Annotated in this window: 11 protein-coding genes; 6 read left to right on the top strand and 5 right to left on the bottom strand. The window is 63.9% G+C overall.

Annotated features, from left to right (window positions below; genetic code table 11):
- The first annotated feature begins 3 nt into the window (after positions 1–3).
- Positions 4–1,446: a metalloprotease TldD gene (gene tldD / locus FYK34_RS08110; RefSeq protein ID WP_149295897.1), complete on the top strand. Its 1,443-nt coding sequence runs from the start codon at positions 4–6 to the stop codon at positions 1,444–1,446.
- 43 nt (positions 1,447–1,489) lie between these two features.
- Here tldD and FYK34_RS08105 read toward each other — a convergent pair whose 3' ends face one another.
- The gene (locus FYK34_RS08105) at positions 1,490–2,047 is read right to left on the bottom strand and encodes an ATP phosphoribosyltransferase regulatory subunit (RefSeq protein WP_149295896.1); all 558 of its coding nucleotides are present in this window, start codon (positions 2,045–2,047) and stop codon (positions 1,490–1,492) included.
- A 465-nt stretch (positions 2,048–2,512) separates the two neighbouring features.
- Between FYK34_RS08105 and FYK34_RS08100 the strand changes: the two genes are divergently transcribed.
- Complete coding sequence (locus tag FYK34_RS08100) at positions 2,513–3,025, top strand: hypothetical protein (RefSeq protein ID WP_149295895.1); 513 nt, start codon at positions 2,513–2,515, stop codon at positions 3,023–3,025.
- Between the two features lie 74 nt (positions 3,026–3,099).
- On the opposite strand, the gene FYK34_RS08095 is transcribed toward FYK34_RS08100, so the two are convergent.
- On the bottom strand, positions 3,100–4,146 hold the full coding sequence (locus FYK34_RS08095; protein WP_149295894.1) for a GlxA family transcriptional regulator: 1,047 nt from the start codon (positions 4,144–4,146) through the stop codon (positions 3,100–3,102).
- 273 nt (positions 4,147–4,419) lie between these two features.
- Between FYK34_RS08095 and FYK34_RS08090 the strand changes: the two genes are divergently transcribed.
- The 4 genes from FYK34_RS08090 (at position 4,420) to FYK34_RS08075 (ending at position 9,526) form a co-directional block, all read left to right on the top strand.
- Positions 4,420–5,598 carry a M20 aminoacylase family protein gene (locus FYK34_RS08090; protein WP_149295893.1) on the top strand — a complete coding sequence of 393 codons (1,179 nt, stop codon included), beginning with the start codon at positions 4,420–4,422 and terminating at the stop codon, positions 5,596–5,598.
- 7 nt (positions 5,599–5,605) lie between these two features.
- Positions 5,606–7,468, top strand: coding sequence for a DUF1302 domain-containing protein (locus tag FYK34_RS08085; protein WP_407923596.1), 1,863 nt, complete (start codon positions 5,606–5,608; stop codon positions 7,466–7,468).
- 344 nt (positions 7,469–7,812) lie between these two features.
- Positions 7,813–8,472 carry an adenylyl-sulfate kinase gene (gene cysC, locus FYK34_RS08080; RefSeq protein WP_149295891.1) on the top strand — a complete coding sequence of 220 codons (660 nt, stop codon included), beginning with the start codon at positions 7,813–7,815 and terminating at the stop codon, positions 8,470–8,472.
- Complete coding sequence (locus FYK34_RS08075; RefSeq protein ID WP_149295890.1) at positions 8,456–9,526, top strand: sulfotransferase family protein; 1,071 nt, start codon at positions 8,456–8,458, stop codon at positions 9,524–9,526. The genes cysC and FYK34_RS08075 overlap by 17 nt, the downstream gene beginning before the upstream one ends.
- 285 nt (positions 9,527–9,811) lie before the next feature.
- Here FYK34_RS08075 and prmB read toward each other — a convergent pair whose 3' ends face one another.
- The 3 genes from prmB to trpD all read right to left on the bottom strand — a co-directional run bounded on the left by prmB (position 9,812) and on the right by trpD (position 13,278).
- Entirely contained in the window at positions 9,812–10,729 is a 918-nt protein-coding gene (prmB, locus tag FYK34_RS08070; RefSeq protein WP_149295889.1) for a 50S ribosomal protein L3 N(5)-glutamine methyltransferase, read from the bottom strand.
- 88 nt (positions 10,730–10,817) lie between these two features.
- Entirely contained in the window at positions 10,818–12,194 is a 1,377-nt protein-coding gene (locus FYK34_RS08065) for a phosphomannomutase/phosphoglucomutase (RefSeq protein WP_149295888.1), read from the bottom strand.
- A 55-nt stretch (positions 12,195–12,249) separates the two neighbouring features.
- The gene (trpD, locus tag FYK34_RS08060; RefSeq protein WP_149295887.1) at positions 12,250–13,278 is read right to left on the bottom strand and encodes an anthranilate phosphoribosyltransferase; all 1,029 of its coding nucleotides are present in this window, start codon (positions 13,276–13,278) and stop codon (positions 12,250–12,252) included.
- Positions 13,279–13,289: the final 11 nt, after the last annotated feature.

The following is a 13,289-nucleotide window of genomic DNA, read 5'->3' as shown; positions in this document are numbered from 1 at the left end:
ATCATGCAAGACGCCTTCACCATCGCCAATGATCTGCTGCTCAAACCCTATGGGCTGGACGAAGCCGCGCTGGCCCGCACGCTGGGCCATATGCGCCACCACGCCATCGACTACGCCGATCTCTACTTCCAGTACACCCGCAACGAGGGTTGGCATCTGGAGGAGGGCATCGTCAAGTCGGGCAGTTTCAGCATCGACCAGGGGGTGGGCGTGCGCGCCGTTGCCGGCGACAAGACGGCTTTCGCCTATTCCGACGCCATCAACCAGGACGCGCTGACTCGCGCCGCCGAGGCGGTGCGCGCCATCGGCAATGCCGGCGGCGACGGCAGCGCCGGCGCGGTGGAGAAGCGCAAGCCGCAGTCGCTGTATCCGTCCATCGACCCCTGTCACAGCCTGGAGGCCGCGGAGAAAGTGGCGCTGCTGGAGAAAGTGGAGAAGCTGGCCAAGGCCATGGATCCGCGCGTGATCCAGGTGATGGCCGGCCTGGCCATGGAGTACGACGTGGTCTATGTGGCCCGTCACGATGGCGTGCGCGCCGCCGACGTGCGGCCGCTGGTGCGGCTGTCGGTCATGGTGATCGCGGAGCAGAATGGCCGGCGCGAGCAAGGCTCGGCCGGCGGCGGCGGCCGTTTTGACCTGGCCTATTTCGATGACGGCGTGGTGGAGCGCTATGTGCGCGAGGCGGTGAAGCAGGCGCTGGTGAATCTGGACGCGCGGCCGGCGCCGGCCGGCCAAATGACGGTGGTGCTGGGGCCGGGCTGGCCCGGCGTGCTGCTGCACGAGGCCATAGGCCACGGACTGGAAGGCGACTTCAACCGCAAGGGCACCTCGGCCTTCTCCGGCAAGCTGGGCCAGCGCGTGGCCGCGCCGGGCGTCACCGTGGTGGACGACGGCGTGATGGGCGGCCGCCGCGGCGCGCTGGCGATAGACGACGAGGGCAATCCGACGCAGCGCACGGTGCTGATCGAGGACGGCATCCTCAAAGGCTATATGCAGGACGCGATGAACTCGCGGCTGATGGGCGTGGCCTCCACCGGCAATGGCCGCCGCGAGTCCTACGCCAGCATTCCGATGCCGCGCATGACCAATACCTATATGCTGGCCGGCCAGCGCGATCCGCAGGAGATCATCGCCTCGGTCAAGGATGGTCTGTACGCGGTGAATTTCGGCGGCGGCCAGGTGGACATCACCAGCGGCAAGTTCGTGTTCTCCGCCTCTGAGGCCTGGCGCATCGAGAACGGCAAGCTGACCTACCCGGTCAAGGGCGCCACGCTGATAGGCAGCGGCCCGGAAGTGCTGAATTACGTGTCCATGATGGGCAATGACTTGCAGCTCGATCAGGGCGTGGGCGTTTGCGGCAAGGAAGGCCAGAGCGTGCCGGTGGGCGTGGGCCAGCCCACGCTGCGCATAGACGGCGGCCTGACCGTGGGCGGCACCGGCGGTTAATTTCACCATGCAAGGCCGGGCCTGCGCCCGGCCTTGTCCATCGTCAGAGCGCGATGCCTTGCGCGTCCAGCGCCAGCGCCAGCCGCTCCAGGCCTATGCCGAAACCGGCGCCTTCGCGATAGGCGCCGCCGCCCACCACCTGTTTTTGCGCGCCCAGTTCCGGCACGCGCATCTCGAATCCTTCCCCGCCCAGGTAGTAGCTCAACCCGCGTCTGGCCGCGCCGTCCAGCTCATAGCGCAGGCCCAGGCTGTCCAGGAAGCCGCGGCCTAACGCCAGGCTGCGCTCAAACGCCGCGCTGGGGTCTGGCCCCAGGCACTCGAAACCTAATTGGGTGAATTCCCGATAACGGCCCGCTTGCGGCCGTTCGTAGCGATAGCAGCGCGCGATGTAGAAAAAATCCGCCGAGCGCCGGCCATTCAAAAATTCCTTGTTTCTTTCCTGAAACAGCGCGGTGGCTTCCGGTATCAGGCAGCAGGCGCGGCCCTTGCGGTCCGGGAAAGCCCACATTTGCTCCAATATTTCGCTGCCGCCGGCCTTGGCGACGAATGTATCCTGGCTCCATAGGGCGGGCAGGATGACCTCTTCCGCGCCAGCGTCAATGAAGCCAGCTCCGGAAGCGGTTTTCCAGCTGGCGTTGAGTGGCGGCTTCGCGGCCGCGGACGATGCGGGTGCCTCGGATCATGGTCATGGTGTTTTCCTTTAGAGTTCGCGCCGACGAGCGGCAAATAAAAAAGGCGCCTTGCGGCGCCTGTTCGGGTGGTGGCTGATGGAGGATGCGGCTCAGTCACCGTTTTCCTTCCAGACAGCGCGCACCGTCGCGGCGCCCTTGGGCTGGCCGTGATGGTGGTGGCGGTGGGTCTGGAAGCTTTTCATTCATCCATCATCGCCGCTGTCCAGCCTGGATGTCAAGCCTGAGGCTTGAGCTGCACTTAAAGCCAGCGCCGGTGCGGCGTGATTTTCCGGGGCTGATCTTGGTCAAATTTTTAATGTGTTTGGAATTGCAATCTTGATCGGCGCGTCGGCAGCTCCGAGGCGCTTGGAAAACTACAAGATTGGAGTTTCGTGATGCAAAGTTTGAACAAAACGCGGATGGCCTTGGTGGGCGCGGCGCTTGGCTGGATGGCTGGTTTGGCCGGCGCGGCGGAGGTCACGCCGCCCGGGCCAGGCGGCGCGGCCATTCCCTTTTCGGCTGTCGGGCCGGCCGTGGTCGGCAAGTCTGGCATAGACGTGGATTGCAACGCGGTGTTCAGCGGCACGGTGGACGGCGCCGGCAATATCCTGATCACCAGCGCGGCGTTCAAGGGCATTCCGGTGTGCCGCATGATCAAGGCCAGCGCCAGCGCGTCCGCGCCCTGGGTGGGCAGAGTGACCGCGCAGAACCAGCTGGTGATTGATGGCGTGATGGTCAATGTCAATACGCCGATCCTGGGCGGGCAGTGCGGGCCTAGCCAGGTGGCCGGCACGATAGCCGATAGCGGCAGCGATACCACCATCGGCTTGTCGGCCGCGCCGCTGGCCGGCGGCTGCGCCATCTCCGCGACGCTGAGCACCACGCCATACATGCATGTGGCGCCTTGAGTGGTTGCGACCCGCTCCTGGATCCTGCGTGGTGCGCCTTGGCTCAGGCGCTTACGCGCTGGGTCCGATGACGCCTAGTCAGTGTGTGGGGCGGAGGGCGGCGTATCGTCCTCCGCCCGCCACCAGCGCCGGGCCGCGCGCAAGGCGTAGGCGCGGCGATAGGCGGTGGGGGTGAGGCCGGTCAGTTTGCGGAACAGGCGGCGGAAGGAGCTGACGTCCTCATAGCCGCACTGTTCCACGATGCCGGGCAGGTCTAGCGTGGTGACTTCCAGCAGCAGCTTGGCGCGCTCGATGCGCAGCTGTTGCAGGTAATCCAACGGCGTCATGTCCGCCACTTCGCGGAAGTGGCGCAGCAGGGTGCGGCTGCTGACCGCGGCGGCGGCGGCAACTTGGTCCAGGCTGTAGGGCTCTGCCACGTGCTGCTCCAGCCAGCGCCTGGCCTTGAAGACCGCGCTGTCGCGCGTGGGCGTGTTCAGCAGGGGCAGGGCTTGGCCGGATTGTTCGAAGCGGGCCGGCTGGTACAGCAAGCCATTGGCGCAGCTTTGCGCCAGCGCGTCGCCGGCAAAGTGGCGCACCAGCTCGACCGCAAGCTCGATGGCGGTGGCCGGCGCGCCGCTGCAGAACACATTGCCGTCCACGGTGACCGGGCGGTCCATCAGCAGCTTGACCTTGGGATATTGGTTGGAAAACCAGCCGGCGATCAGCCAGGTGATGGTGGCGTTGCGGCCATCCAGCACGCCGGCGCGGGCCAGCATGGCGGCGCCGTTGTAGTTGGTGGCGATGATGTCGCCGGCGGCGTGGCGGCGCGCGATCATGGCCAGGGCCTCGCCGGACTGATCCAGCAACTTCTTCAGGTGCGGCACGCTGTGCATGTCCAGGCCCGGTACCAATAGCGCGGACTGGCTGGCGGGGCCATGCCGGCCGGGCGGCGGCACCAGCCAGGCCGGCAGCGGCAATTCCGCGCCTGAGGCGTCGAGCAGGCGCCAGCTGAATAGCGGTTTTTTCTGCCGTGGGTGGTGCAGATGCCACAGTTTGTTGGCCGCATGCAGCACGTCCACAGTGGAAAACAGCGTGCCGCTGAGGCAATTGGGCAAATACAGCAGGTCAATGCAGCCGTTCATCTTGGTCAGCCTTGGCGGGATTCGCCTCTACCTTGGCGAAATCCGCCTGTAAAGGCAAGGTCAAATGGCTGTCATTTTCTTTGCAAGACCATGCGGCCGTTGCCGGAGGGCCTGATTTGTCAAGCCGGAGCGGCTGATGGCTTGGCGAAACCCACCTTTTTAATGGCGTTTTTCACCGCCCATGATGGCGGCTGTCCGTCCCTAGACTGGTGTGCAAGGCGAGTGCGCGGCCTGCGCCAGCCTGAATCCCACCCACAGGAACGGAGGGCCATCATGAGCCAAATCCAGGGCGTCATCGCCGCCATTCACGATCGAGCATCCGAATTCATCGCCATTCGCCACGCCATACATGCCCACCCGGAACTGGGCTTCGAAGAGGAGAGCACCAGCCAACTGGTGGCCGAGGCTTTGCGCGGCTGGGGATACGACGTGACGGCAGGCCTAGGCGGCACCGGCGTAGTCGGCCAGCTGCGCTGCGGCAAGGGCGCGCGCCGTCTGGGCATACGCGCCGACATGGACGCGCTGCCCATTCACGAGGAGACCGGTCTGCCTTACGCCAGCCGCCTGCCCGGCAAGATGCACGCCTGCGGCCATGACGGTCATACCGCCATCTTGTTGGCGGCCGCGCGCTACCTGGCTGAGACCCGGCGGTTCCACGGCACGCTGAATCTGATCTTCCAGCCGGCGGAGGAGGGGCTGGGTGGCGCGGAACGCATGCTGGCCGAGGGCTTGTTCGACCGCTTCCCCTGCGACGCGGTCTACGCCCTGCATAACGGCCCCACGCTGCCTGCAGGCAGTTTCGTGGTGCAGCCCGGCGTGCTGGCGGCTTCCTCCGACACCGTCACCATCACCTTGACTGGCCGGGGCGGCCATGGCGGCATGCCTCACACCTGCATCGACCCGGTGGTGGCGATGGCCTCCCTCATCCTGGCGTTGCAAACCATCGTCTCGCGCAATGTGCCGCCCGACCAGGCGGCGGTGCTGACCATAGGCGCGGTCCATGCCGGCGCGGCCAGCAATGTCATTCCCGATAGCGCCAGGCTGGAGGCGACCGTGCGCACCTTCAATCCGGCCATCCAGCAACTGATAGAACAGCGCTTGCGCGAGCTGGTGGCGGCACAGGCGCAGAGCTTCGGCGTGACGGCTCAGGTGGAGTGGCGCCGTGTGACGCGGGTACTGGTCAACACGCCGGAGGAAACCCGCCTCGCGCGCGAGGTGGCGGAGGCCATGGCGGGGCCGCAGGGCATCGTGCCGCTGCCGGCCGGCGCCATGGGCGGGGACGACTTCTCCTGGATGCTGGAGCAAGTGCCGGGTTGCTATGTGGTGCTGGGCAACGGCATAGGCAGCAAGGGCGGCTGCATGATCCACAACCCCGGCTACGACTTCAACGACGACATTCTCAGCGTGGGCGCCAGCTACTGGGCCCGCTTGACCGAAGCCTATCTGGGTTAAAGCGCGCATGCGCGGCGGCGCGGCCGCGTCGTCGCGACGACAAAGGGGACGAAAAATGAAGAGAACGATGCTCTGTTGCAGCTTGTTGGTATCGGGTATGGGCGCGGCCTGGGCGGGGGAAGTCACCATGAGCACCTTGCCTTCCGGCTTGGGAGAAGGCTGGCATGGCGATTGGGGCGCGGCACAGTTGACGGCAAAGGGCGCGATGGCCATTGGCAATGTTTATCGCATGGATAGGCCTGACCCGACGTTCACCGGCCATGCCAACGCGATGGACACGCTGAACGACGGCGATTTGAACTATGGCCGCGGCAGCCTGATTTCCCAGGCCTGGCAGGGCTATTTGCAGGGCGACCTGCATTACCGCGACGCCGGCATCTTCGTCAGCGGCAAGGCCTGGTACGACTATGGACTGATCCACCACGCGGCGCCGCACGGCCATTCCTCCAATGGCTATGCGGCGGGGGCGCCGCTGGACGACAGCCGCTTCACCCGGCTGGACCGCTTCAGCGGCCTCGCCTTGGATGACGCCTACGTCTACGGCCGCGCGCAGCTGGGGCAATCGTCGCTGCTGCTCCGGCTGGGGCAGCAGGTGATCCCATGGGTGACGCCCACCACCATTCTGGGCGGCATTCAGCAGGTCAATGCCATGGATTTCAATGCCTTGGGCCGCGCCGGCACCATACCCGAAATGGTAAACATCCCGGCGCCGGCCTGGTATGGCAAGCTAGATGTCACGCCCAAGCTGGCCTTGGACGCCTATTACCGCTTCCAGTTCGAACCCAATGCCTATCCGGGTTGCGGCAGCTTTTATTCCGGCAACGATTACGCCCAGCCGGGCTGCGACAAGCTGACGCTGAACGGCAGCCTGCTGAGCATGCTGCAGCATCGCAACATCGCCACCAGCGACCAGCAGTCCGCCGCCAATCCGCTGGACTACATCGCGCGCGTGGCGGACGACAAGCCGCACGGCGGCGAGTACGGCTTGAGCATCCGCTACTTGCTGGACGACATCGGCCAATTGGGCTTTTTCTACGCCAATGAAGCCAGCCCGATGAGCTTCAGCCAGATGCTGCGCACTGGGCCCGGCGTCTTGCTGCCGGCGGCGGCCAATCTGGGGCTGGCGAAGCCTGTGGGCATCGCCGGCGTGTTCCGCCGCAGCTTCCCCGACGGCATCCATATGTTCGCTGTCAACTTCAAGACACGCCTGCCCGGCGGCGCCGGCATCTACAGCGAGCTGAGTTACCGCCCCAAACAGCCGGTAGCCTGGAACGGCGCCGACTTCCTGTACGGGGTGCTGTCCGGCGCGGGCCCGCTGGGCTATCTGGCCCATACGCCCACGGGCTATTTGGCGCGAGGCTACGATACCTTTCGCAGCAGTCAGTTCAGCCTGGGCGCAACGCAGCCCTTGGGGCGTTTGCTGGGCGGCGACGCCAAGCTGTCAGGCGAGGTGGGGGTGAAATACCTTGCCGGCCTGCCTGACGCTTATGTGATGCGTTACGGCAGGGTGGGTTTTGGACAGGCGCCTAGCGCCGCGACGCCGGCTTGCAACGGGACGGGACTGAGTTGCGCGCTGGATGGTTTCGTCACGCCCTTGTCCTGGGGGCTGCGCGGCAAGCTGGAGGAGCATTACGGCGGCGTGCTGCCCGGCCTGGCGCTGATGCCTTCTCTGCTGCTGGCATATGACGCCAAAGGCTACTCGCAGGATGGCCAGTTCATCGAAGGGCGGCGCAGCGCCTTGTGGCGGCTGCGCGGCGAGTATCGCAAGCAGTATTCCTTCGAGCTGTTGTATCTGGCCACCGGCGGCGGCCAGTACAACACGCAATCAGACCGCAGCCTGGCGATGATCAGCGCCGGCATCAAGTTTTAAGGCCTGCTGACCCAGGCCCGGATCCAGCCTTGTAAGGTACTTCCGTACGGCTGCTACGGGCTGGGTCGGCGCGACGTGGCGGATTCTCGGGCGAGGCTTGCTTGGCGACTGCAAAGCATGGCCGTGTCTGATGATCGGGCCGGACGGAGGGACGAGGGCCGTGCTTTTAACGGCCTTTGGTAAGAGGGATGGTCTTTTATTGATAATAAATACAATGGAATGACGGTTTTATCTTCAATATGAATGGAATGATCCGTGCAAATACTGACTTGGTCTTTTTATCTGGCATTGTTCATTCTGTTCGCGCTATGACCAAAATGTCAGGGATTTGACGGGATGGGATCATGGCGACGGCTCTTTCACCGGCGGGCGTACCCGCCAATATTTTCAAAACCGCCGGCCGTATTCGGCTGACGGATCGGCAGCGGCTGTTTGGACATGACGCCATGACGCTGTGGCTGACCGGTCTGAGCGGGGCGGGCAAGTCCACCCTTGCTTACGCCTTGGAAGCGCGCCTGGTGCGAGCCGGGTTTTCGTCCGTGGTGCTGGATGGCGACAATTTGCGCCATGGACTCAATCGCAACCTTGGCTTCTCGACGGCTGACCGGCAGGAGAATATCCGCCGCGTGGCGGAGGTGGCGCGGCTGATGAACGAGGCCGGCCTGATTGTCCTGGCCGCCTGCATCTCGCCGCTGCGCGGCGACCGCGAAATGGCGCGCGAAATCATAGGCGAGCACCGTTTTGCGGAAATCTATGTCAGCACCGCCCTATCGGTGTGCGAGGCGCGGGACTGCAAGGGCCTGTACGCCAAGGCCCGCTCCGGGGAAATTGCGCAGTTCACCGGGGTGTCGGCGCCTTACGAGCCGCCGCCGCAGCCGGCGCTGGCGCTGGATACGGGAACGCTGAGGCCGGATGAGGCCGTGGAGCGTTTGTTTGGCCTGGTGTTGCATCGTTGCAGCGCAGCGGCCATGAAACAGAGGGCATGCCATGACTATTTCATCTGAATCCCATCGTCCGCTGCCGGTGCTGATGATTCCGCTGCGACGATGCGGTAGCCATGCATTGCGTTTGCGGCTCAACTTCAGCCATGAGTTCTTCTCGCCCTATCCGCTTCATATCGTGGATTTCATGCCGCTGCTGCCGCTTTATGGCGACTTGTCCCAGGATAGAAGCTATTTCCAGCTTGTGGTGGATGTGGTGGGCCTGCAGGCAGCCAGCATGGTGAAATGGCCGGATATCGTTTTTGATCCGGTGGAGCTGTTTGAGTCGCTTGCGGATCAGCCGCGCAGCGTCCACCGCATCGTGTGGGAGATGCTGCTGCGGGCAGGAGAGAAGCAGCAGGCCAGGGTGGTGATGGACAAATCCCTGGATAGCGTGCACTACGCGGACGAGTTACTGCGCTTGTTTCCCAATATGCGCTTTTTGAACGTCGTGCGAGATCCGCGCGCCCAGATCGCTTCGATCAATCGCGCCATCATTCACGACTTTGACACCGTGCTGAACGTGCGCACCTGGCTGGCCGCCTATCAGGCCGCGGACCGCCTGCTGGCGCAGCGCGCCGACAAAGTGCTCACGATACGCTATGAGGACTTTCTGGCCGATCAGCAAACGGTGCTGCGCCAGGTGTGCGATTTCTTCGGCATCGCCTTTTTGCCGCAAATGCTGGACATTCGCAGCTCCTATGAGGCGGCCAAGATCGCGCGGCTGTCCGCGTTGTGGTCATCCAATCACTTTCCGCCCATCGCCGCCAATGCCGACAAGTTCAAACAGCAGTTGTCGATGCGCGAGATCGAGATCATCGAAACCGTCTGCCGCGACTATATGGCGCGATATGGTTACTCCATGCTGACGGCGGGGCAGTTGCCGCTGAACGAGGAGCTGATCAAAGCGGCGGAAATCCGCTCGCTGCAGGCGCGGGCGCAAGCCTGGGGGGACCTGCGGCGAGACAATCATCGAGACTACATCCTGAGGCAGAGCCGGGCGGACTATCTGGCGGGGATCCGGCGCCGACTGCAACGTGATCGGCAGGTGGAGTTTTCCATGCCTGCGGTGAAGTAAGGCTTGCAGGCGAGGGAGCTTGGAAATCACAGCGGGGGGGTTAGCGCCCCCCGTGTGTTTGCCGGCTCGTTGGTTCGTGCTTGCGCAATCCGCTTGGTGGTACCTGGAGCGGTTGACGTTTGTTGCGAGGGTCGGGTTCGGCCAAAACCACAGCCTGGGCGTGTTTCGCTCCGGTTCTTCCTTGTCCTCGCTGGCTGAGAGGGAAAGGCCTTGATCCGTCGCAAGTGCAACCCCTCAGCAAAGGTCAACGGTTCACAGGCGCGCGATACGCTGGTTAAAGTCGTTTCAGCCTTGCTGATCGGCGGCTAGTCCGGCAACTAGGTCTTCTCTCGTCAGTAAGAAGACGAACCCATCGCCGCTCTGCGTTTCCATCCACATGAAGGGCAGGGTGGGGAAGCATTCTTCCAGCATGTCGCGGTTGTGGCCGATTTCCACCAGCAGCACGCCGCGTTCGTTGAGGAAGTCCGGCGCGCGGCGCAGGATTTCGCGCGTGGCGTCCAGGCCGTCTTCGCCGGAGCCGAGCGCGATTTCCGGCTCGTGCAGGTATTCCTGCGGCAGCTCGTCCACCGATTCGGCATCGACATAGGGCGGATTGGAGATGATCAGGTCGTACTTCTCTTCGATGCCCTCGAACATATCGGTGTGGATCAGGTTGATCCGGTCCTGCAGGCCGTAGTGTTCGACGTTGATCGCCGCCACCTCCAGCGCATCCAGCGAGATGTCGACGGCATCGACCTCGGCGTCCGGGTAGTGGTGGGCCAGCTGGACGGCCAGGCAGCCGGAGCCGGTGCACAGGTCCAGCGCGCGATGCACCAGTTCCGGGTGCTCGATCCACGGCGCCAGCGGTTCGCCCAGCAGCTCGTAGATGAAGGAGCGCGGCACCAGCACGCGTTCGTCGACGTAGAAATTGAACTCGCCTTGCCAGGCCTCGTTGGTCAGGTAGGCGACCGGCACCTTGTCTTCGGCGCGGCGGCGGATCAGCTCCACCACGGTTTCCACTTCTTCGGGCAACAGTTTGGCGTCCAGGTAAGGTTCCAGCTTGTCGATGGGCAATTGCAGCGCAGACAGAATCAGATAGGCGGCTTCATCATGGGCGTTGCTGGTGCCGTGGCCGTAGGTCAGTTCGGCCTCATTGAAGCGAGAGACGGCAAAGCGCAGCAGGTCGCGCGTGGTGGTGAAGTGGCTGGCGGCCAGTTGATACATGGCATTCCTTTCAATACAACGGGGACATGGTCAACCCATGTCCCCTGATAGCGTAGTTCATCAGCCGCGATCACGCGGCCGAGCGGCATCAGAACGGCAATTTGGCGTCGGTGGCGGTGGCCAGCACGCGGCGGAAATCGCCTTTGATCCGCTCCAGCGCTTCCTCGTTATCCGCTTCGAAGCGCAGCACGATCACCGGGGTGGTGTTGGAGGCGCGGGCCAGGCCGAAACCGTCCTTGTACTCCACGCGCAGGCCGTCCAGGGTGTTGATTTCCTCGGCGCCATCGAACTTGGCCGACTCCTGCAGTTTGGCGATCAGCGCGTGGTTTTCGCCTTCCTTGGCCATCTTCAAGTTGAGCTCCGGGGTGGAGACAGCATTGGGCAGGGCGTTCAACAGTTCGCTAGGGTCTTCCACGCGCGACAGCACCTCCAGCAGGCGGGCGCCGGTGTAGATGCCGTCGTCGAAACCGTACCAGCGCTCCTTGAAGAACACGTGGCCGCTCATTTCGCCGGCCAGCAGGGCGCCGGTTTCCTTGATCTTGGCCTTGATGAAGCTGTGGCCAGTGCGCGCCATCACCGGCGTGCCGCCGTTTTTCTTGATCCAGGGCTTGAGCAGGCGGGTGGATTTCACGTCGAAAATGATCTTGGCCTTGGGATTGCGCTCCAGCACGTCGGCCGCGTACAGCATCAGTTGGCGGTCCGGCCAGATGATATTGCCGTCCTTGGTGACCACGCCCAGGCGGTCGCCGTCGCCGTCGAATGCCAGGCCGATTTCCGCATCGGTCTTGGCCAGCGCTTCCTGCACGTCCTTCAGGTTTTCAGGCTTGGCTGGGTCCGGATGGTGGTTGGGGAACGTGCCGTCCACGTCGCAGAACAGCTCGCGCACCTTGCAGCCCAGGCGTCGGTACAGCAGCGGGGCAAAGGCGCCGGCCACGCCATTGCCGCTGTCCACCACGATGTTCAGCGGGCGCTCCAGCTTGATGTCGGAGGTGATGCGCTCCAAATAAGCCTCCGCGATGTCATGGGTGGCGTAGCCGCCTTCGCCTTCCGCCAAGTCGCTGTCGACGATGCGCTGATACAATTTTTGGATGTCGTCGCCGGCCAGGGTGTCGCCGGCCAGCATCATTTTGAAGCCGTTGTAGTCGGGCGGATTGTGGCTGCCGGTCACCATCACGCCGGACAGGGTGCCCAGCTGGTGGGCGGCGAAGTACAGCATGGGCGTGGCGACGCGGCCGACGTCGATCACGTCCACGCCGGCGGCGCGGATGCCGGCGGCCAGCGCTTCGCTGAGTTCGGGGCCGGACAGGCGGCCGTCGCGGCCGATCACAATGGCTTTGACCTTGCGAGCCTTGGCCTCGGAGCCGACGGCCTGGCCGATCTGCTGAGCGACGGCTGCGGTCAGGGTCTTGCCGACGATGCCGCGGATGTCATAGGCCTTGAAAATGTCTTTGGATAGTTTGTTCATGATGTTCTGACACGGTCCAAGATTAATGGGCGCCACGCGCGCCGTGATTTCTCTGTCAATGGCCGAATTTTCCGGTCATTGCTATCAATTCATTGAGTTTCTGCCGAGCCTTGCCGCTATCCAAGGCTTCGCGCGCCATGGTAACACCATCGGCCAGACTTGCGGCGAGGTCCGCGGTGTAAATCGCCGCGCCGGCATTGTACAGCACGATGTCGCGCGCCGGACCCGGCTCGCCGTCCAGCACCGACAGCAGGCGATCCCGCGATTGTTCTGCCGTGTCGGCGCGCAAGGCCTTCAGTTCACAGGTCTGCAAGCCGAACTCGCCCGGTTCCAGCTCATATTCCAGGATCTCGCCATCCTTCAGTTCCGCTACCTGGCTGGGGCCGGACAGCGTCAGCTCGTCCAGGCCATCGCAGCCGTGCACGATCATCACGTGTTTGCTGCCCAGTTGCTTCAGCACGCGCGACTGGATGCCGACCAGATCGGGATGGAAGACGCCCATCAGTTGGTTTTCGGCATCCGCCGGATTGGTCAGCGGGCCCAGGATATTGAAGATGGTGCGCGCGCCCAGCTCCTTGCGTATCGGCGCCACATGCTTCATCGCGCTGTGGTGATTGGGCGCGAACATGAAGCCTAGGCCGATTTCATCCAGGCACAGGCCTACTTGTTCCGGCGTCAGCTGCAGATTGACGCCCAGTTTTTCCAGCACGTCGGCGCTGCCGGAGCTGGACGATACGGAACGGCCGCCATGCTTGGCCACGCGCGCGCCGGCGGCGGCGGCGACGAAGGACGAGGTGGTGGAGATATTGAAGGTATGGGACTTGTCGCCGCCGGTGCCGCAGGTGTCCACCAAGTGGCGGCGCTGGGCCACGGGCACGTGGGTGGCGAATTCGCGCATCACGGTGGCGGCAGCGGCGATTTCCGATACCGATTCCACCTTGACGCGCAGGCCGATCAAAATGGCCGCGGTCTGCGCGGGCGTCAATTCGCCGCGCATGATCTGGCGCATCAGCGCCAGCATTTCATCGTAAAACAGTTCGTTGCCGTCTATCAGGCGGTTCAGGGCGGCTTGGGGGGTAATCATAAGGTGATTCC

The organism is Chromobacterium paludis (assembly GCF_008275125.1).
GTDB lineage: Bacteria > Pseudomonadota > Gammaproteobacteria > Burkholderiales > Chromobacteriaceae > Chromobacterium > Chromobacterium paludis.
Note: the sequence above shows the minus strand (reverse complement) of the source record. Positions and strands in the feature narration are given on the sequence as shown.

Coding starts and splice junctions, on each gene's coding strand:
- tldD (WP_149295897.1), top strand. CDS start 4: ATGCAAGACGCCTTCACCATCGCCAATGATCTGCTGCTCAAACCCTAT.
- FYK34_RS08100 (WP_149295895.1), top strand. CDS start 2,513: ATGCAAAGTTTGAACAAAACGCGGATGGCCTTGGTGGGCGCGGCGCTT.
- FYK34_RS08095 (WP_149295894.1), bottom strand. CDS start 4,146: ATGAACGGCTGCATTGACCTGCTGTATTTGCCCAATTGCCTCAGCGGC.
- FYK34_RS08090 (WP_149295893.1), top strand. CDS start 4,420: ATGAGCCAAATCCAGGGCGTCATCGCCGCCATTCACGATCGAGCATCC.
- FYK34_RS08085 (WP_407923596.1), top strand. CDS start 5,606: ATGCGCGGCGGCGCGGCCGCGTCGTCGCGACGACAAAGGGGACGAAAA.
- cysC (WP_149295891.1), top strand. CDS start 7,813: ATGGCGACGGCTCTTTCACCGGCGGGCGTACCCGCCAATATTTTCAAA.
- FYK34_RS08075 (WP_149295890.1), top strand. CDS start 8,456: ATGACTATTTCATCTGAATCCCATCGTCCGCTGCCGGTGCTGATGATT.
- prmB (WP_149295889.1), bottom strand. CDS start 10,729: ATGTATCAACTGGCCGCCAGCCACTTCACCACCACGCGCGACCTGCTG.
- FYK34_RS08065 (WP_149295888.1), bottom strand. CDS start 12,194: ATGAACAAACTATCCAAAGACATTTTCAAGGCCTATGACATCCGCGGC.
- trpD (WP_149295887.1), bottom strand. CDS start 13,278: ATGATTACCCCCCAAGCCGCCCTGAACCGCCTGATAGACGGCAACGAA.